This window comes from Rubripirellula obstinata (assembly GCF_001642955.1).
GTDB classification, from domain to species: Bacteria; Planctomycetota; Planctomycetia; order Pirellulales; family Pirellulaceae; genus Rubripirellula; species Rubripirellula obstinata.
The window spans coordinates 1-18,945 of the sequence record NZ_LWSK01000009.1; the positions used below are offsets into that span (position 1 = coordinate 1).

17 protein-coding genes are annotated in these 18,945 nt (G+C 56.8%); 13 read left to right on the forward strand and 4 right to left on the reverse strand.

The genetic code is table 11. From position 1 onward, the window contains the following. The 10 genes from RC85_RS04545 to RC85_RS04590 form a co-directional block, all read left to right on the forward strand. On the forward strand, positions 1 to 491 hold a 491-nt coding region (locus RC85_RS04545; RefSeq protein WP_068259091.1), incomplete at its 5' end, for a cation efflux transmembrane domain-containing protein. Between the two features lie 165 nt (positions 492 to 656). Continuing rightward, positions 657 to 2,213 carry a TolC family protein gene (locus RC85_RS04550; protein WP_235033161.1) on the forward strand — a complete coding sequence of 519 codons (1,557 nt, stop codon included), beginning with the start codon at positions 657 to 659 and terminating at the stop codon, positions 2,211 to 2,213. Between the two features lie 127 nt (positions 2,214 to 2,340). Beyond that, entirely contained in the window at positions 2,341 to 2,841 is a 501-nt protein-coding gene (locus tag RC85_RS28370) for a hypothetical protein (protein ID WP_235033162.1), read from the forward strand. A 145-nt stretch (positions 2,842 to 2,986) separates the two neighbouring features. Then, on the forward strand, positions 2,987 to 4,528 hold the full coding sequence (locus RC85_RS04560; protein WP_068259099.1) for an efflux RND transporter periplasmic adaptor subunit: 1,542 nt from the start codon (positions 2,987 to 2,989) through the stop codon (positions 4,526 to 4,528). A 39-nt stretch (positions 4,529 to 4,567) separates the two neighbouring features. Further along, positions 4,568 to 7,951 carry an efflux RND transporter permease subunit gene (locus RC85_RS04565; RefSeq protein WP_068259103.1) on the forward strand — a complete coding sequence of 1,128 codons (3,384 nt, stop codon included), beginning with the start codon at positions 4,568 to 4,570 and terminating at the stop codon, positions 7,949 to 7,951. 67 nt (positions 7,952 to 8,018) lie between these two features. Beyond that, positions 8,019 to 8,363 carry a hypothetical protein gene (locus RC85_RS04570; RefSeq protein ID WP_068259105.1) on the forward strand — a complete coding sequence of 115 codons (345 nt, stop codon included), beginning with the start codon at positions 8,019 to 8,021 and terminating at the stop codon, positions 8,361 to 8,363. A gap of 102 nt (positions 8,364 to 8,465) precedes the next feature. Then, entirely contained in the window at positions 8,466 to 8,975 is a 510-nt protein-coding gene (locus tag RC85_RS04575; protein ID WP_068259108.1) for a hypothetical protein, read from the forward strand. Positions 8,976 to 9,141: 166 nt separating this feature from the next. Next, on the forward strand, positions 9,142 to 11,643 hold the full coding sequence (locus tag RC85_RS04580) for a heavy metal translocating P-type ATPase (RefSeq protein WP_084422344.1): 2,502 nt from the start codon (positions 9,142 to 9,144) through the stop codon (positions 11,641 to 11,643). Between the two features lie 13 nt (positions 11,644 to 11,656). Further along, on the forward strand, positions 11,657 to 11,854 hold the full coding sequence (locus RC85_RS04585) for a hypothetical protein (protein ID WP_068259110.1): 198 nt from the start codon (positions 11,657 to 11,659) through the stop codon (positions 11,852 to 11,854). Next, entirely contained in the window at positions 11,851 to 12,522 is a 672-nt protein-coding gene (locus tag RC85_RS04590; RefSeq protein WP_200836740.1) for a cation diffusion facilitator family transporter, read from the forward strand. The genes RC85_RS04585 and RC85_RS04590 overlap by 4 nt, the downstream gene beginning before the upstream one ends. Before the next feature lie 52 nt (positions 12,523 to 12,574). On the opposite strand, the gene RC85_RS04595 is transcribed toward RC85_RS04590, so the two are convergent. Beyond that, positions 12,575 to 13,051: a DUF305 domain-containing protein gene (locus tag RC85_RS04595; RefSeq protein WP_068259112.1), complete on the reverse strand. Its 477-nt coding sequence runs from the start codon at positions 13,049 to 13,051 to the stop codon at positions 12,575 to 12,577. 203 nt (positions 13,052 to 13,254) lie between these two features. Here RC85_RS04595 and RC85_RS04600 point away from each other — a divergent pair, with 203 nt between their 5' ends. Continuing rightward, positions 13,255 to 14,664, forward strand: coding sequence for a PQQ-dependent sugar dehydrogenase (locus tag RC85_RS04600; protein WP_068259115.1), 1,410 nt, complete (start codon positions 13,255 to 13,257; stop codon positions 14,662 to 14,664). A gap of 23 nt (positions 14,665 to 14,687) precedes the next feature. Further along, positions 14,688 to 15,086: a class I SAM-dependent methyltransferase gene (locus RC85_RS04605; RefSeq protein ID WP_084422356.1), complete on the forward strand. Its 399-nt coding sequence runs from the start codon at positions 14,688 to 14,690 to the stop codon at positions 15,084 to 15,086. Here RC85_RS04605 and RC85_RS04610 read toward each other — a convergent pair. Continuing rightward, the gene (locus RC85_RS04610) at positions 15,083 to 16,549 is read right to left on the reverse strand and encodes a TolC family protein (protein WP_068259352.1); all 1,467 of its coding nucleotides are present in this window, start codon (positions 16,547 to 16,549) and stop codon (positions 15,083 to 15,085) included. The genes RC85_RS04605 and RC85_RS04610 overlap by 4 nt on opposite strands. Before the next feature lie 68 nt (positions 16,550 to 16,617). Beyond that, positions 16,618 to 17,094, reverse strand: a complete 477-nt coding sequence (locus RC85_RS04615) for a hypothetical protein (RefSeq protein ID WP_068259119.1) — start codon at positions 17,092 to 17,094, stop codon at positions 16,618 to 16,620. A gap of 156 nt (positions 17,095 to 17,250) precedes the next feature. Here RC85_RS04615 and RC85_RS04620 point away from each other — a divergent pair, with 156 nt between their 5' ends. Further along, a complete protein-coding gene (locus tag RC85_RS04620) occupies positions 17,251 to 17,550 on the forward strand; it encodes a hypothetical protein (protein WP_068259122.1) in 300 nt (99 codons plus the stop codon). Positions 17,551 to 17,759: 209 nt separating this feature from the next. On the opposite strand, the gene RC85_RS28190 is transcribed toward RC85_RS04620, so the two are convergent. Next, positions 17,760 to 18,914 (reverse strand): hypothetical protein, encoded by a 1,155-nt coding sequence (locus RC85_RS28190; RefSeq protein WP_068259125.1) that lies wholly within the window; start codon positions 18,912 to 18,914, stop codon positions 17,760 to 17,762. Between the last annotated feature and the right edge of the window lie 31 nt (positions 18,915 to 18,945).

An 18,945-nucleotide genomic window follows, 5' to 3' on the forward strand; every position in this document is an offset into this window, starting at 1 on the left:
TCGTCGGGATCGTTGCCGGTTCGACGGGTCTGGTTGCGGACTCGCTAGACATGTTGGCTGACGCGAGCGTCTACGCGATCAGCCTCTACGCCGTCGGTCGAGCAGCCCGCATCCGACGTGGTGCGGCCACCGCCAGCGGAGTGTTGCAACTAATTTTGGGCATCGGTGTTCTCGTCGAGGCTGGCCGACGATTCGTTAGCGGCGGCGAACCTGTTGGTCTCTTGATGATGGGAATGGGTGTTGTCGCCCTGACCGCCAATTCGTATTGCCTGCGCCTGATCGCCAAGCACAAAGGCGGCGACGTCAACTTCCGCGCTTCCTACATCTTTTCCGCCAACGATGTGATCGCCAACATCGGTGTCATCATTTCCGGCCTGATCGTCAAGCTTAGCGGCTCACAAATCCCCGACCTGATCATCGGCATCCTGATCGCGGCCGTCGTGGTTCGCGGGGGAGTGAAAATTTTAACAGACGTCCGGCAGGAAACGTAATGCCGTTACGATAGTTTGATGGCGGCTGGCTTGACACCGTAATCCCTACAGCCGGACCTTTGCCTCGCGTTTCACGTTTGGTCGTGAGGTTTGTGCCTGATGTTTCGGTGTTGCTGAACCGATGGAACAAGTGGGCTGGTCTGTATTTTCATGGAGGAAGACGCGGTGATCGCGAACGATAGGACCAGTGCGCGCCGACGGCGGGCGAAATGCTTGTTGTTGTTGGCAGCCTTGGGTTTCACGAGTGGATGTCAGTCGGTTGGGCAGCATGTCGCTCAATCGACTTCGAGCGAACACGTCTCGGCAACGAGCCAAACGCGGGTTGCTGAACCGCCTATCGCCGTGCGGACGGTTGCGTTCACGGACGATGACGACTTGCAGGTCGACGATCTCGATCAGCTGGACGAACTCGACGTCGAGCTAAACGACGCCGATTCGGACGAGGCTGATCCAGCCAACGATCCCGCGTCTCTACGCGACGCGATGGCTTTGGACGCGGCGAACGAGACGGCTGAAACCGATCCGGTCATTCAGGACCAGTATTCTTATGGTTTTGAGCAACCTATAGGGCTGACGCTTGAGTCCATTGAGTCGATGGCGTTGGGTTCGCATCCGGCCATCGCGGAAGCTCGTGCTCGTGTCGAATCAACGCGCGGGCAATATGTCCAAGCCGGTTTGCCGTTCAATCCGGTGCTGCAATATCAGTCGGATGAGATTCGCAACGAAGACTCCACCGGTCTGCATTCGGTGCAGATGTCTCAGCAGTTCGTCACCGCCAACAAGCTGGGGATCGCTCAACAGGTTCAGGTCCGCGAGATCCAAAAACAGCAAGCTGCCCTGCGAATTGCGGAGCTTCGCGTTTTGACTCGCGTTCGTGCCGCGTTTGCGACAGCCATCGTATCGCAGCGAAGAGCCGAGATTGCTGACCAGATTGTCGAGCTAGCTGAGAAGTCGATCGAATCAGTGAATGCCCTATTGGAAGCCGAAGAGGTCTCCAAAATCGCTTTGTTGCAGGCTCGTGTCGAAGCCGAACAGGCGCGGATTACGGCGGAGAATGCTCAAACGCAGTTGCAAGCCAACCTGCGGACACTTGCAGCGGCTGCCGGGATGCAAACACTGCCGCCCGGACCGCTCGGCGGCAACGTGTGTGACGATCTGACCGCCGCGCCGTGGGAAGCATTGCTCGCAGAAATCTCGACCAACAGTCCCGAACTTTCGCGGGCCGGATCGGAACTTGAGCGAGCCAAATGGTCGTTGCAACTTGCCTGTGCGCAAGTGACTCCGAACGTGACGGGAACTGTCGGCGTTGGTGTCGATGCCGCTACGGACGATACGTTCGCGGTCATTGGCGTCAGCGTTCCGCTTCCCATTCGCAACCGCAATCAGGGCAACATACGCAGTGCCCGAGCCGACATCGCCGCGGCGTCCGCGGCGATTCAGAACACGCAACTCAGCCTAGAAGCCCGGCTCGCCGAAGCCGTCGGCCGCTACCAAGTCGCGTTAGAAAGGTACGAACGTTTGCAGGAGTCGGTCGTGCCGACCTCGGAGGAAACGTACAAGCTATCGCTGGAAGCGTTTGATGCCGGCGAAACCGATTTCCTACAACTATTAACGGCACAGCGAACGCTCTTCACGACGCAATTGAACGTCTTGGATGCCGCCGGACAAGCCAAACAAGCCGCCGCCGAGATCGAGGGTCTGTTGGTGACTTTGAGCCTGTGAAGACACCCCAACTCGGATAGCTAAGGTGGGGAGTCTGACGAAACATTGATAATTCGGTTGAACTGGTCTGGTCGTTTCCACCGTATCAACCGATAATACCGGTGTACCGTACCCGAAGGATGTTTTTGTGTCTGTCGTTTGTCGTCTCACCACCGTCGCCGCATTGCTGCTGCACCTGATTTTCGGGTGTTCGCTGCATCATGCTGACGCGTGTGGGCACCACGACCATGACGGATGTCAGCACACCTGTTCAACGGCCGATTCACCAGGTGTCCACGAAGATCACACGTGCGGCCACGATCACGAACATGATTGCTCGGGTGAAGACGAGACGGTCGAGTCGATCGACAATGCGGTTGACCTAACGGCTCCGTGTTGTGCCTGCGAATCGCAACCTTGTGATGGAAACCATCCGGGGTGCCATGGCGTCGTCGAATGCAGTTTTGTGCCTTCAAGTGATGTCGCGTTCATCATTGATGCTCCGTTGGTCGCGTTCGTGACTTATGAGCACGATCCGATGCTGAGCTTCATTGGTTCGCTGTCGACTCGTCATTTGGATCAGCGATCGCCACGGGTCGCGACGGACTCTCTTTCTCACTGTGCTTCTCTCTGCACGTGGATCATTTGATTGAAGATTGCTGATTGATCATTAGCGATTCGGATGTGCGTTTGCGCGCACGCTGAACACTGATTGAATCAATCGCTCCATCGTCTGGAACGCATCTTGCGTTTCTGATTTGCAATCAATCTTCTTCAATCATCCATGGTTCTGCATGTCCACGCTAAAAGCTTGGCTGGTGCGCCTGCGCGGCCCCGTTTTGACCGTCCTGGCGATGGCCGTCGCGATCGTCATTGGCGCGTTTGCCTTCACCGACTATCCACAACAACTTGGCCTCGTTACCGCGTCGGTCGATGAGTCCGATCCGCACGCGGGTCACGATCACGGTCCCGGCGAACACGATGACCATGATGAAGATGGCCATGACGAAGACGGTCATGCCGGTCACGATCACGAAGGTCACGAAGCGGGCCAGTCGATCGAATTGAGCCAGCAGGCTCGTGCGAACTTGCGGCTGAAGACGGAGGCCGTCACGGTCGGTCCGTACACGAGCTACATCGAAGTCCCCGGCATGGTGACGCGCTGGCCCGGTGAAACGCATGTTTCGATCACGTCGCCACTGACGGGCGTGATCAACGCGATCAATATCTCTCGTGGCGAGATGATTAAGAGCGGCGAGCCGTTGTTCACGCTTCGGCTGACGCATCAAGACCTCGTCAATACTCAAGAAGACTTCCTCTCGCAGCTCGGGCAACTGGATGTCGAGGAGCGGGAGATTCAGCGGCTGACTTCCGCATCCCGTTCGGGCGCGATCGCTGGGAAAACGCGAATTACTCGCGAGTACGAACGCGACAAATTGCAGGCGAAAGTCCGTGCGGCGAAGCAGTCGATGTTGCTGCACGGTTTGAGTGAAGACCAAATCGCGAGCATCGAACGCACTCGCACGTTGGTCCGCGAAGTGGTGGTTACCGCACCGCTGATTCACGAAGACGACTCGCTGCATCACGACGCTTTGGAAGAAGCCGCTAACCGAGTCGCGGGCAACCCGGCTGCTCGATTGGCCGCAATGCAACCGCCGCCGATGTCGCGGCCTTCGCACAATCACATTGACGCGGAGTTCTTGGTCACAGAATTAAATGTTCGACGTGGCGAATCCGTTGACGCCGGTCAGCAGATGGCTCAGTTGTCGAACTACAGCCGCTTGCTGATCGAAGGCCAAGCGTACCAGCGTGATGCAAGTCTGTTGCGAAAGGCCGCCGATTCGGGTGCCGAATTGCAAGCCACGATGACCGGTGCGGGCGACGAAGTCGAAACGATCACGGGATTGAACGTGGTCTACATCGGGAATGAAGTCGGCACCGAATCTCGATCGCTGCCGTTCTATGTCGGACTGACCAACGAGATCGAACGCAGCGAACAACGCGGTGACAAACGCTACGTCAGTTGGCGATACAAGCCCGGCCAACGACTGACCGTTCGGCTTCCGCAGTCGCAAGTCGATGACGCCATCGTTGTTCCCAAGGATGCGGTTGCCGAAGAAGGCCCCGAGCGATTCCTATTCGTTGAGAACGGCAACCATTTTGACCGTGTTCCGGTGGAAGTCATTGCGTCGGACAGCGTCAACGTCGCGATCAAGAACGACGGCCAAGTTTGGCCCGGTCAGACGATTGCCGTTAGCGGTGCTCATCAATTGCAGATGGCGATGAAGAACCAGGCGGGCGGAGCCATTGATCCCCACGCAGGGCACAACCACTGAGTTGTTCGCTTTGCCAAACCAAATCATTGAGGGATCAAGATGCTAGACAAAATCATTCACTTCTCGCTGAACAACCGGCTGATCGTCTTGGCGGTTGCCGCGATCATGCTGGGCGTCGGTGCGTGGCAATCATTGCAATTGCCGATCGACGTGTTTCCGAACCTGAACCGTCCTCGCGTGGTGGTCATCACCGAAGCGCCGGGAATGGCACCTGAAGAAGTCGAGACGTTGATCACATTTCCATTGGAGACCACGTTCAATGGTGCAAGCGGCGTCGAGGCAGTCCGCAGCAGCAGCGGCATCGGTCTGTCGGTGATCTATGTCGAGTTTGAATGGGACACGGACATCTACAACGACCGGCAAGTCGTCAATGAACGTTTGCAACTCGCCGCTGAGCAATTGCCCGACGGCGTGAAACCAACGCTCGCCCCCATCTCGTCGATCATGGGACAAATTCTCATGTACGGCATGTGGAGCGAAGGCGGCGAAACCGAACCGATGGAGGTTCGCACACTGGCCGATTGGGTCGTCCGTCAACGATTGCTGACCATCCCCGGCGTGTCGCAAGTCTTCTCGATGGGCGGCGGCCGGATGCAGTACCAAGTGCTGGTGAATCCCGACGCATTGCGTGAATTCGGCCTGACCATGGACGATGTCCACACCGCTGTCAGTGAGTCCAATCTGAACGCAACCGGTGGTTATCTGGATCAGCGGGGCGCGAACGAATTGCTGGTTCGTGGCCTCGGGCGGATCACCAGCCTAGCCGACCTGAAAGAGATTGCGATCACACTGCGGGACGGTCGCCCGATCACGTTGGGCGACGTGGCCAAAGTCGTCGAAGGCCCGCAGGTCATGCGTGGCGATTCGTCCGCGTATCTACGCACTGATGATGGGACGGTCGAAGGCGGCCCCGCAGTGGTCTTGACGATCAACAAACAGCCGGGCAGTGACACTCGCGCCGTCGATCAAGCGATTGCCGAAGCGTTGGAAGAATTGAAGGTGTCCCTGCCCGATGACATCCGAATCGCCAACGTCTACTCGCAGCGTTCGTTCATCGACCGAGCCATCGACAACGTCGTCGAAGCTCTCGCAGACGGCGGCGTGTTGGTCTTGGTGATCCTGTTCCTATTCTTGCTGAACTTTCGCACGACGTTCATCACGCTCACGGCGATTCCGCTTTCCATCATCGCGACTGCTTGCGTCTTTGCCGCGTTCGGTCTGTCAATCAACACGATGACGCTCGGCGGGTTAGCGGTTGCGATCGGCGAACTTGTTGACGATGCCATCGTTGACGTTGAAAACATCTTTCGGCGTTTAAAAGAGAACCGGCTATCGGAATCACCACGTCCGACACTCGCCGTGGTTTACGACGCCAGCATCGAGGTTCGTAGCAGCGTGGTCTACGGAACGGCGATTGTCGTTTTGGTATTCATCCCGCTGTTTGCTCTCGAAGGCATGGAAGGCAAGCTCTTTGTGCCGTTGGCGATGGGATACGTTGTCTCGCTGATCGCGTCGCTTGGCGTCTCGCTGACCGTCACGCCGGTGCTGGCATCGCTTCTTTTGGTCGGCAAACGAGTCTGGCAAGTCGTGGTGCCGATTCTAGCTTTCGGCATCGCTGCCCTAACGATGTACTGGGTCGTTCCGCGTGCGATTCACATTCTGCATTTGCCGTTTGAATTGCCCGGCAATCCGCTGTGGTGGTCGCTCGTCCTGACGCCAGTGGTTTGGGTTCTGATTCAAGTGACCGAAAGAATGCTCGGCGGTCCCGAAGCCGAAGAAGGCCGGTTGCTGGAGGGACTCAAAGGCGTTGCCGGTTTGGCGATTAACTTCAGCACCAAGTTTGCCGGTCCCGTATTGGGCGTTGCGGCCGTCATGGTGGCGTTCGCATTGTTCGCGGTTTCGCAACTCGAACGTGACTTCTTGCCGCCGTTCAACGAGGGAGCCGTTCAGGTCAACGCGTTGCTTGCACCGGGCACATCGCTGGCGACGAGCAACCAGATCGGGCAAAGCGTGCAAGAGGAGTTGATGAAAATCGAATCGGTCAAGTCGGTCGCGCGTCGAACGGGCCGAGCGGAGCTGGACGAACATGCCGAAGGCGTCAACGTCACGGAGTTGTTCTTGGAAATCGCTGACGACGCGGATCGTGAAGGCACGATCCAGCAAATTCGCGAAACGATGGAGGACATTCCGGGCGTGGTGTCGAGCACCGAGCAACCGCTGGCCCACCTGATCAGTCACATGATCTCGGGCGTCAAGGCGCAGATCGGCATCAAGCTTTTTGGTGACGATCTAGACGTGTTGCGAAAAAAGGCGGAAGAGATGAAACGACGCATCGCGGACGTGCCGGGTTTGGCAGACGTGATGATCGAACAGCAGACCAACATTCCGCAACTTCGGATCGAGCTGAATCGCAAAGCATTAACGCAAAACGGACTGCGACCCGCCAACGTCATGGAGTTGGTCGAGACGGCGATGAACGGGCAAGTCATCAGCCAAGTTCTGCTCGGCCAACGCACGTTTGATCTGATGTTGCGAATGGATGAATCGTATCGCGAGGACGTCACCAAACTCAAACGGCTCGCCGTCCCGCTTCCCGGCGGCGGCACGCTGCCGCTGGAGGAAGTGGCGAACATCTACGAAAGCGGCGGGCCGAACATGATCAAACGCGAACAGGTGCGTCGACGAATCGTGTTGCAGGCGAACGTGTCCGAGCGGGGCGTCGTGGACGTAGTTAGCGACATCAAATCGCGGCTGGCCGATATGGAATTGGAGCCGGGTTACTTCATCGAATACGGCGGCCAATTTGAAAGCCAGCAATCGGCAACGCGTCGATTGATGATTCTCTCGGGCGTCGCGCTGTTGGGCATGTTCCTGGTGCTCTACACACTTTTCGGCAACGTGAACTTTTCGATGCAAGTGTTGGTTGCGTTGCCAACGGCGTTCATCGGAGCGGTCGCGGCACTCGTCATTACGGATCAAAACCTGACAGTCGCGGCGATGGTCGGTTTCATCTCGTTGTGCGGCATCACCAGTCGCAACGGCATCCTGCTGCTGAATCACTACATCCACTTAGTCGAGCACGAAGGCGAATCATGGACTCGCGAAATGGTGCGTCGCGCAGGCCAAGAACGAATGGCTCCGGTGTTGATGACGGCACTGACGTCCGGCATAGGTTTGCTGCCACTGGCGCTCGCTGCGGGTGAACCCGGTAAAGAGATTTTGTACCCCATCGCGACCGTGATCGTCGGCGGTTTGTTGACCAGCACGTTGGCCGAGTTCTTCGTTCGTCCGGCGTTGTTTTGGACGATCGGTGTCGGGGCGGGCAAGCAGATTGTTCGCGATCACTCGGGAGACATTGGAGATGAGCAGGCGGGCATGGGGAAGAAAGAACTCAGTCCTGAACCTGAATTGGTCACAAGTTAGTTGTTCGTTCCGGTGCGTTGCCGGAGCGATTTTTTTGGTTTGAAAAGGTTTCCACGGAGGATTTGAAATGTTGAATTTACGGATGATTGCAGTCGCAGCTTTGGTGGCATCGGTTTCGTTGGGTGGCATCTTTGCAACGGCCGCTGAGCCGAACACGGCAGCCAAAGAACTGGTGTCGTATCGCTTGGAAAAGTGGAAGACCACGCACAGCGAAGGCGAGAAGGCGGACAAGTTGGTCGGCACGCTGAAGAAACTTCGCTGCGAAGTCAAAGTCGGCTCGCACGGCGGACACATGGACGTCAACTACCGCTGTCCAAAGTGGCAGCAGATGGCTTTGAAGAGCCACGAAGAAGCTCACCAGTGGGAAGCATGGTTGAAGAAGCTCGGCTTCGAGACCCAGCACGCCCACTAAGAAATACGGAATTGGGAATGGGGGATACGGAACTTCGTTCTATCCCCCATTCCATTCCCTAACTTTCAAACGCTCATCACAAAATTCTCATCGGTACTCAAAATGAAGATTCATCTATTCGCCCTGACGCTCGCTTGCTTCACTCTCCTCGGATGTTCCGAGAACGACGTGCAGGTCTCCGAAGCAACGCAAGCATCCGGCCCGGTCGAGATAGACGAAATGCCGCCAATGATTGAGATGGATGGGCATCCCGAGCACGGCCCCCACGGCGGCGAGCTGGTCGAACTTGGCAAAGAAGCGTTCCACATCGAAGTGATGCACGGCACCGGAGCGGTCGCCATGTATGTGCTCGACGGTTCGGCAACGCAGCCAGTCGCGATCGAAGCCGACAAGCTAACCGTCAGCCTAAAGCACGATGGCAAAGTGAAGTCATTCGAGCTTCCCGCCGACCCGCAAGCCGAAGACGCATCGGGTAAGTCATCACGATTCGCTTCGGCTAATGCCGAGATGGACCAGTGGCTCGAAGCCGAGGCCGAGGGTGCGGTCATCGTGCAAATCGAAGGCAAATCCTACACAGGCAAGATTTCGCATGATCACAATCATGACGATTAGAAACGAGAAGGCCAATATTGATGGTTGATTCGCTAATCCGAACCATCGTTTGATCCAGTCGTTTGCGGTGTGTCACCGTGAACGGCAAGGCTCCCGACCCATCATGCGACTAGCCCTCGTTGGGTTGGGAGCCGCTTTTATTGATAGACAAAAGACGACGAGTCCCATGATAGACAACAAAAGCCGCTTTCAGGTCAATGCTATCCTGCCCGGCGTTCACGACGATGATGATCGGTGCATGCCCCGCTTCATCGACTTGGTATCGGCGAAGCGTGGCGTGGATAAAGTTCACGTCGTCGAAAATGAAGCCATGTCGTCCGGCGATACGGAAACCACCAGCTTCTGCATTCACTTTGATCCTGATGCTATCTCGGTTTCTGAAGTTCGCCAGTTTGCTCACCAAGTCGGTGCGGAACTTGATCAACGATACGGGCATTGGCACAAGCGGATCTTACCGATGCACGCACGCCGAGCGTCCGCGATCGAATCGCGTCTTGCTCGAATCACTGGAGTCATCGAATCGGTCGTTGCGCCCGACGGTGCGGTTCGCGTCGAATACGATCGGCAAGCGACCGATGCTTCGGCAATCGAAACGGCTCTCGAAGAATGGTCATCGTCTGACTCACAAGCTCGCAACGAACACGAAGCCCAGAGGCACGACGAAGAAGGCCACGAAGACGATCATGGCCATGCCGGACACGACCACGCCCACGGCGGTATTTTCGGCCCGAAGTCGGAATTAATCTTTGCGGTCCTATGCGGCGTGTTCCTGTTGGTTGGTTGGCTGATCGAAACCTTCGCAGAATTGAACGAGTGGATTCCGCTGGGTTGCTACATCGCCGCCTACTTGTTTGGAGGCTACTACACCGTCACCGAAGCGATCGAGAAGATTCGGGCGGGCAAGTTCGAGATTGACTTCCTGATGATTATGGCTGCCGCCGGTGCTGCTTCGCTCGGAGCGTGGGCCGAAGGTGCGTTGCTGTTGTTCCTATTCAGCATCGGCCATGCGTTGGAAGGCTACGCGATGGGGCGAGCCAAACGTGCCATTGAAGCCTTGTCCGAACTGGCTCCCAAAACCGCACGGGTTCGACGCGACGGAAACGAATCGGAAGTTCCCGTCGAAGACTTAGTCGTTGGCGACATCGTCATCATCAAACCCGACGAGCGAGTACCGGCAGATGGGTTCGTGATCGTGGGCGATTCCAGCGTCAACCAAGCACCGATCACCGGCGAAAGTGTGCCCGTCGACAAACGCCCCGTCGATGATGTCGCCGCTGCGGCATCCGATCCCGAGTCGCTTCCGCCAGAGCATCGTGCCTTCGCCGGAACGATCAATCAATCGGGTTCGCTCGAAATCCAAGTCACCAAGCTCGCATCCGAAAACACGCTGGCTCGCGTCGTCACGATGGTCAGCGAAGCTGAAACGCGGGTGTCGCCTACGCAGAAGTTCACAAAGAAATTCGAGCGATACTTTGTCCCATCAGTTATTGCCGGTGTTGTTCTATTGATGTTTGCACCGCTCGTCATCGAAGAAACCTTCAGCGAATCGTTTTACCGAGCGATGGCGGTTCTGGTCGCCGCCAGCCCATGTGCGTTGGCGATCGCAACACCCAGTGCGGTGTTAAGCGGCGTCGCCCGAGCGGCACGCGGCGGAATACTTGTCAAAGGTGGCGGACCACTGGAAAGCCTCGGCAGTCTCGACTCGATTGCGTTTGACAAAACAGGAACGCTCACCGAAGGCGAACCCAAAGTCACTGATGTTCGCACCGCTGATGGCGTCGATGAAAACGAATTGCTACGAAATGCCATTGCGGTGGAAGACCTCAGCAAACATCCGCTCGCCAAAGCAGTTGTTCGCGACGGGAAGGAAAGATTGGGAGCGGGGGAATCTGGGAGTGGGGGAGCGATTCCCGACGCAACTGATTTGCAGAGTATCACTGGACGCGGCATTCGAGCGACGGTCGAGGGCGACGTAGTTCATATTGGCAAAGACGATCTGTTCGCCGAAGTCGACGGGCCACCGCTGCCAGACAGCGTCCGCGAGATCGTGGAATCGCTCGAAGAAAATGGACGAACGACAATGATCGTCCGACGAGGCGATCGCTACCTCGGCGTGATCGGTTTGATGGACACGCCGCGAGAAGCCTCTAAGCGAACCATCTCGCGGCTTCGCGAACTCGGCATCAAGCGAATGATCATGATCTCAGGCGACAACCAAAAAGTCGCCGACGCGGTCGCAAAAGAAGTCGGCCTCGATGAAGCAAGAGGCGACCTGATGCCCGACGACAAGGTCAACGAAATCAAGAAGCTGCAAAGCGAAGGCGGCGTCGCAATGGTTGGCGACGGAGTCAACGACGCCCCCGCCATGGCATCCGCCTCCGTCGGCATCGCGATGGGAGCCGCCGGTAGCGACGTTGCCCTCGAAACCGCCGACGTCGCCTTGATGGCTGACAATCTCGACCACTTACCGCTGGCCATCGGACTCAGCCGATCCACCAAATCAATCATCCGTCAAAATCTTTGGATGAGTCTCGGCATGGTCGCGTTCCTCGTCCCGGCCACAATTCTCGGCCTCAATATCGGCCCCGCAGTTGCATTGCACGAAGGAAGCACCCTCGTAGTCGTCTTCAATGCTCTACGCCTACTTGCTTACAAACCTCAATCCTAAAAGGAGAACTGAAATGGAAATTAAACACCTTATTCTTGGTCTGCTCGAAGGAGTCGTCTGGTACTTCTTTATCTACTACCTGATCGACACGATACGAAAACCGACGCGTAATCTGTGGGTCGCATCAGGTGTCTTGCTGGCACTGTTCTGTCTTGGCTTTGTGCTTTGCCCGTGGGTTCGGCACACTCCGGCGTGGGAGTCGTTGCAATGAGCGATGATGACGTTTCAAGCGAAGAGGGCCATGTTCAAGGTATCCGTCGCGGCCGATACGTCGAAATCACGAGTCTGATCTACAACATCACCGAAGTTGTCGTGTCACTTACAGCCGGTTTTGCTACTGGCAGTTCCGCCTTGGTTAGTTGGGGTGTCGACAGCATCGTCGAGAGTAATTCGGCAGCGTTCATGATTTGGCGGCTTCACGGCGAAGAGAAAGGCATCAGTGATCGCGAAGTGCGAAAACGGAAGAAGATCGCCTTGAGCGTCTTATCCGCCGCGTTCACGATCGCCGTCTTGTTTATTTGCTACGAAGCGATCAGCAAGTTCGTCAGCCGAGAGACCGCGTCGATGTCATGGTGGGGCATTGGCATTTTGCTGATCTCATTGGTCGTCAATCCGATCCTCGCATGGGGCAAGTATCACTACGGTAAGAAAACGGATTCACCATCACTCAAATACGACGCGATCGACACGATGATCTGCGAATATCAAACGATCGTTGTGCTCATCGGTATCGGCTTGGTCCAGTGGCAAGGATGGTGGTGGGCTGATCCGGTCGCAGCTCTGATGATCGTTCCCTACGTCGGTTGGGAAGCCTACGAAGCCGGTCGTGATGCTTGGTCAGTTGATGTCGACCAAAACGAAGACGGCGTCAAGGATTAGACAAAAGGCCCCAGCGTTGGCTACGCTCAACCGAAATTGACACGTCTCGCGATCAATCGTCTCGCGACGCTAGCCCGCCGATCTCATCACCTTCTAAATCAGCGATCAACTGTTTCATCTCGGCGATTTCTCTTCGCTGAGCTTCGATGATTTCGTCGGCGAGTTCGCGGACTCGCGGGTCGCTGATTTCGGCTCGTTCGCTGGTCAGGATCGCGATCGAGTGGTGGGGGATCATGGCTTTCATCCATGACACGTCTTGGACGGTTTCTTGGCTGCGGACCAACCACAGTGTTCCGAGAAAGACCACCACGCTTGTTGCAAAGATGCTGATGTTGGCTTTCTTGTTTTTGTACATGCCTAGCATGAATCCGAGCATGATCATTGCCATCGTTGCACCCATCAGCAGCGCCATGTAGAAACGCGTTTCGCTCCAGAAGACGTGATCGAAGGCGTAGGTGTTCAGATACATCAATCCGTACATGACCGTGGTCGATGTGGCGATCATGCCGGCGAATAGTTTGTAGGACATGGGGAGTTCTCCGTCGGGACCGCGGCCGGGTGTCGACGAAGAGACCCTATCGCGGTGCGGTAGTGAAATGGTCAGTGATTCTCAAGTACACCGACGTAGTAGCAAGCGACGTGCCAGAGGAAACCCTGGATGGGTATGCAGTTTGCTGGTGGCCGCAGGTGACGAACATCCCGAACAAACCTTCACATCCAAAGGATTGAACCATGCTGTTTCGCTATTCACTCGCAACGCTGCTCGTCGCCATTTCGCTTTGTAGCCAGAACGTACTGGCTGACGAGAATGGGCACTCTGACAGGTCAAACACGCTGCCGAAGGCGGACGCGTCGGCGGTTCGTGTTGCGGTGCCGGCAAATGTTCAGGTCGTCGCCAGCAAGCTGAACTTTCCGACTTCGGTCGAGGTCGATGATGAAGGGATGGTGTGGATTGGGTTGTCCGGTGCCAGCCATGGCAATCCCGGCGTGAAGCCCGCTGTGTTGAAAATTGCGAAGGACGGCAAGACCGAAACGGTGATCGAACAAGGGCTTGTCGCACCGCTTAACGACCTGCTCTTTCACGACGGCACCCTTTACGTTTCGCACCGTGGAAAGGTGTCGAAGTGGACGGGGTCAAAGCTCGAAGATGTCGTTACGGGATTACCAAGTCAGGGCGACCATACGAACAACCAGATTGACATCGGCCCCGATGGCAAGCTCTACATTGGTCAAGGCAGCGCGACCAATAGCGGCGTCGTGGGGCCAGACAACAAGAAATGGGTGAAGAAACACGCAGACTTTCATGACACTCTGCCCAAAGATGTCACGCTGATCGGAAAGGCCTTTACGAGCAAATCGTTCCTGGATTCCTCTGGCGACAAAGCAAAGACATCTGCATTCATGGCATACGGAGAAACACGCGAAGGAAAGCAACCCGCTGACGCAGTCGAAGTGCCGACTGCCTGCTTGCTACGCTGCGACCTGGATGGATCGAACATGGAAGTGTTCGCCTGGGGACTTCGCAATCCCTACGGCGTGCTGGTCAACGATGATGGCAGCGTCTTCGTCGGTGACCAAGGTTGTGACGTCCGCGGCAGCCGGCCGATCAAAGACGACTTGGAAGATCTGTATTTGTTGAAAGAAGGCGACTGGGCCGGTTGGCCGGACTTCTGCTATGGCGTCGCCGTAACCGATCCGCGGTTCAAGCCGGATGGCAAATCGCAACCAAAGTTCGTCATGGGCGAGCACCCAGACGTGGCAACGCCGGTGGCGACCTTTCCGAACCACTCGGCAATCGGCAAACTCGATCGGCTTGAAAGCGATTCGGCTCTCGGCAGCAAGGGTGATGTCTTCGTCGCATTGTTTGGCAACATGTCACCCAAGACCGGCACGGCTCCGAATCCGCCGGGCGGAATGCGAGTGATGCGTTTCAGTCCATCAACCAACGAGGTGACCGTTTTTGCTGAAGCGAAGGAACCGACGCCGACCGATTGGACCGCTGGTATCCGCCGCCCACTGGACGTCCACATCTCGTCGGACGGCAACACGCTGTACGTGGCCGACTACGGCACGCTCGGCGACGGCAAACATCTCAAAGCGGTCAAGAAGAGCGGCGTGATTTGGAAGATCGCGGCGAAGTAAGCGATCGCCAAGGATTTAACGCGATGCAGACTCAAGCCAAGATGATCGCCCTGTTGGATATTGGTGGCGAAGGTCGCTACGCAACCGCGATAAATCTAAATCCAAGCGGCGAAAAGACGCTTGGGCCGGACAAGGGTACTGCGATTCCGAACTGGATCGGCGGGCGTGCGGAGGATATTCCGCTGCCCGACCGATCGGTCCAGGCGATCGTGATGGAGAGAACGCCACTGCGAAAGGAGGCGATCGACGAAATTGCTCGTGTCGCCACCGAAGACGCGACGCTTGTCTTTCGGCATACAGTCGATCAACCTTCCGATCCGCATGCACGCATTGTTGAGCGGATCTCAGGTAAAGCTGAGGTGGCTCGCGTGACGTTGGACGGCCAGCCGGTTCAACAACTGACCATCCGACGTACCGCTTAACGAGGTTTCGGCACGGCTGAGATGTGTCCCGGTGGTTGCGGGCCGGTCGGTGGCATCAAGCCGCCGTTGAGTAGGTAGCCAGCAATCAGCGTTTCGTTGCTTCGCCATGCGATCAGGTGTTGCACGTACTGAGTCCGAAGTCGGTAGTACTCAACTTGGGCTTCGAGCACGAGCGGCCATGCGACGCGGTCTTCCTCATAGGCGTCCAATAAGACTTCGTACGCTTGTTTCGCTTCGGGCACCATCACCTCTTGATAGCTACGGACGTTTTGGACCGCCGTTAAATAGCTTTGATAGGTTTTGGCAAGTTGACGTTGCAACGTAAATTCGATGCGTTGAATCTCTCCTTGCTGACGCACGACATCGGCTTCCGCTTGACGGATCGTGCCTTGGTTCCAATCGTACAGAGGCACTTCGACTTGCAGTCCCAGACCATGACTGTTGTCGCGTGCTTCAAAGTTGCGTCCATAACCGTAGCTGACGACCACATCTGGAATCGGCTCGACGGTTTCGCGTTTCACTTTAATCTCATCGGCTTGCAGCTTTGAACGTGCGGCCAAGATTTGAGGGCTTTCGGAGATCAGGCGATCGAGAGCGATGTCGAAGTCGATCAGTTCGACCGGGCCTTCCAGTGCACCGGTCAGCGGCGTTGGGGTCTGCCGCGTGCCGGCGATGGCGGCGAGTTCGTACCAATTCGATTTGAGTTGGTTGCGGATCATCAAGACATCGAGCCGCGCCCGCTGCAGCATGATGTTCGCCTTGTGCATGTCGGCCCGCGTCGCTTGGCCGGCATTGTAAAGCTCGCGGGAAGTGACGACGGCGTCTTCGGCGTTCTTCAAGATTTCGTTGTGCAATTCGACGAGTTGTTGATGCCCCAGCGTGGTCCAGAACTGAATGCGAAGGTCGTTAAGCACCTGATACTGTTGTTCCAGTGCTCGCCATTCGGCCGACCGCGTCAGTTGCAGGAACTTCGCCCGGCTGAGTTGCAGTTTGCGAGCCGTCACGATGCGTTGTTGAAAGACGGCACCTTGCCATTCGCCAGCGGTGCCACCGATACCGACCTGCTCGCCGACGTACATCAGGTTTGGGTTGGGCACCAAACCGGCTTGGATCGCTTTGCCGAGTTGGCTTTGAATCTGTGCCTGGGCCTGCGCCAGCGTCGGGTTCCGACTGCACGCGATGGATTCGATGGTCTGCAACGTCAACGGAGCTTCGGCGGACGTGTAAACCGATTCGGTCAATGACTGCGGGACCGGGGGAACCGGCGGAGGCTCGGTAAACTTTTCGCCAACGCGTGCTCGCAGATCTTCGGGCGACGTCGGCGGCATCGGGTTGTTGAGCGTTGGGCTGTCCGATTCGATCATTTGCGAATCGGTGATCGGCTGTTGCGCGGTGGCGGTGCCGGAGGTGATCGCGACGAGTGCTGCGGCGAGCACATGGCGGAGGCGTCGTTGCGTTGACATGTTCAGATCCATCTGAGTCGGTAAGCGATTCATCCTGAATCGCGGTTGCGTGATTTGCGTTTGTAAATTCAGTGGTTGATGGCTTCGGCGATTGCCTTCTTTCGCGTAATCATGTTCCAAGCCTTGGTGTACCAGTGCGTCGTCTTCGCGTCGCAAACCTTCGGCGACATCGTCAGCACCGGATCATCATCGCAAGGATTGGTGCCGTAAAAGATACGCGGGTTACAGCCGCAGTAGTCCGGGCCTGTGCAGCGAACGTCGGGACGAAGCACACACGATCCGCGGGTCGGCAAGGCGTCAAAGACGAAGGGTCCGCCAGTTGCAAGTGGAAGAATGCCGCTGGGATTCGTCACGCTGGCTGGCAGTTCGGCCGGTGCAACGGTCGCCGGTGATGCTTCGGATTCTTGCAGCGTCAGCATCGACGCGAGCGTGACGGGCTGGGGCAGAGCCGCGTCAGGCTCGGTCGCGCCGACTGTGGTCGCAATCAGTGCGGCCAAGCCGAACGTTAATCCGGCGATGTGAAGTTGTAGTGATCGGATCGGCATTGACGGTTCCCTCCGTGGTTCAAACGATTTGCTAAGTTGTCTATCGTCTGTACCGGGGTAGGGTATGTAGCCGGCAGGGTCATTGAGATCCGATTTGGCAGACCAACACCGGGCTATAACGAATGTAACGACCAACAGGGAGCGATCTTGGCGACGATGCAATTCTGGATTTCAACCGTGGCTGGCGTCGCATTTACGATCGCAGGGGCTGGCGAAACATTCATGGCGGTGTTGTACCCAAGAGCGATCAACGGACCGATCACCGCGACGGTCAACCGAGTGTTCCATCGACTCTTGAAGTTGGGATGGATCGCCGGATGCCGCTTTATTGTTGCCGCCGGCCCGGCGTTGATCGTGACGCAGGTGTTGTGCTGGGCAACGTTGTTGCTTGCCGGCGTCAGCTTGATTGTCTGGCCACAATTGGGCACGGGGATTACCGCGAGAGGTTGCAGATGAGCGCAGCGGTAGCGCAGAACTTTCCTAGCGATTTCATGACGACGTCCTTGTCGTGAGTTGAAAACAAAAAGGCAGGGACGGCGTGGTGACGTCATCACTTGCGTGAATCAGACGCGACACCGCCCCCGCGAAAGCGAGATGGGGAGTTGGGAGTGAAGGAATTGGGAGAAGATTCTCCTTCGCTCCCACCTCCCTCACTCCCAACTTCGTTAGCGAATCGTTGGAGCGTCGACTCCTTGTGACTTCAGAACAGCTAACCACTTTTGCGGTTCTGCTGCGATCTTCTTCGCGCATCCAGGGCAGCAGATGTAGATCGCTTTGCCCGCTGCGTTGACTTTGTATGGCCCGCCCATCGCGTCGAGCGGTTCGTCCATCACAGGACAGTTCTTTTGTGCGGCAATGAAGGGGGCGTCGGCAGCAACCACTTTGAAAATGCCTTCACGAACCTGCTCGGTCCCTGGTGGAACTGCTGACGCGGTCGCGGTGCTGGTCTTACCGTTGCCGTAGACCATCGCTAGATATTTTGCTGGCTGGGCCTGAATCTTCTTGATGCATCCCTTGCAGCACAGATAGATCGGCTTGTCACCAACCATCACCTTGATCGGTGTGCCCATGCCACCGAGAGGTTCGTCCATCACGGGACAAACCTTCTGGGCTGCGATGGCTGCCGCGTCGGCTTGGGTTGCCGTCGTCACCGTGATCTGCGGACGGCCGGCGGCATATTTGGTCGGGTTTGACTTGACCGCGTTCACGCAGCCTGCACAGCAAACGTAGAGCTTCTGTCCGTTCACATCGACGGCCACTGGATCGCCCATGCTACCGAGCGGCTTGCCGCTGACGGGGCAGATTTTCTGGCGTGCGATTGCTGCTGCAGCGAGTTGTTGTTCGCTTGCGGGCACCGTGGCGACTTCGTTGAAGCTAACAGTGCTCCCGCCGGAAGCCTTCATGCCGACCAGTTGAACATCGACGTCGATTTGTCGACCTGCAAGCTGTGAAAGATTGACCGGAGCCGTCAGCGCTCCTTTGCCATCGGGCAACAAGTCGTAGCGATAGCGTTTCGCGTTGCCTTCGACTCGTACAGAGACAGCGCCGCGCCCCTGGTCGACCGAGACCGGTTGGCCAGCGCGGTCGTAGACAAACATTTGCAGTCCGCCTTGGGAAACAATCGTTTCAATTTGCAGGTTGCCGGTTTGTTTCAAGCTGCCGCCATGTGGACCAGCTTGTGTTACTTCGCGAGCCTGCGTCATGCCGGGCACCGCGTGGTTGTGTCCAGCGTGATTGTGCTGCGATTGACTCGTTTGCCCAAACACGCTCGATGTGGACATCGCGAGTGAGAAAGCGGTGATGATGAGTGTTCGTTTCATGGGAGAACTCCATTGGTAAAGTCAGGACGCC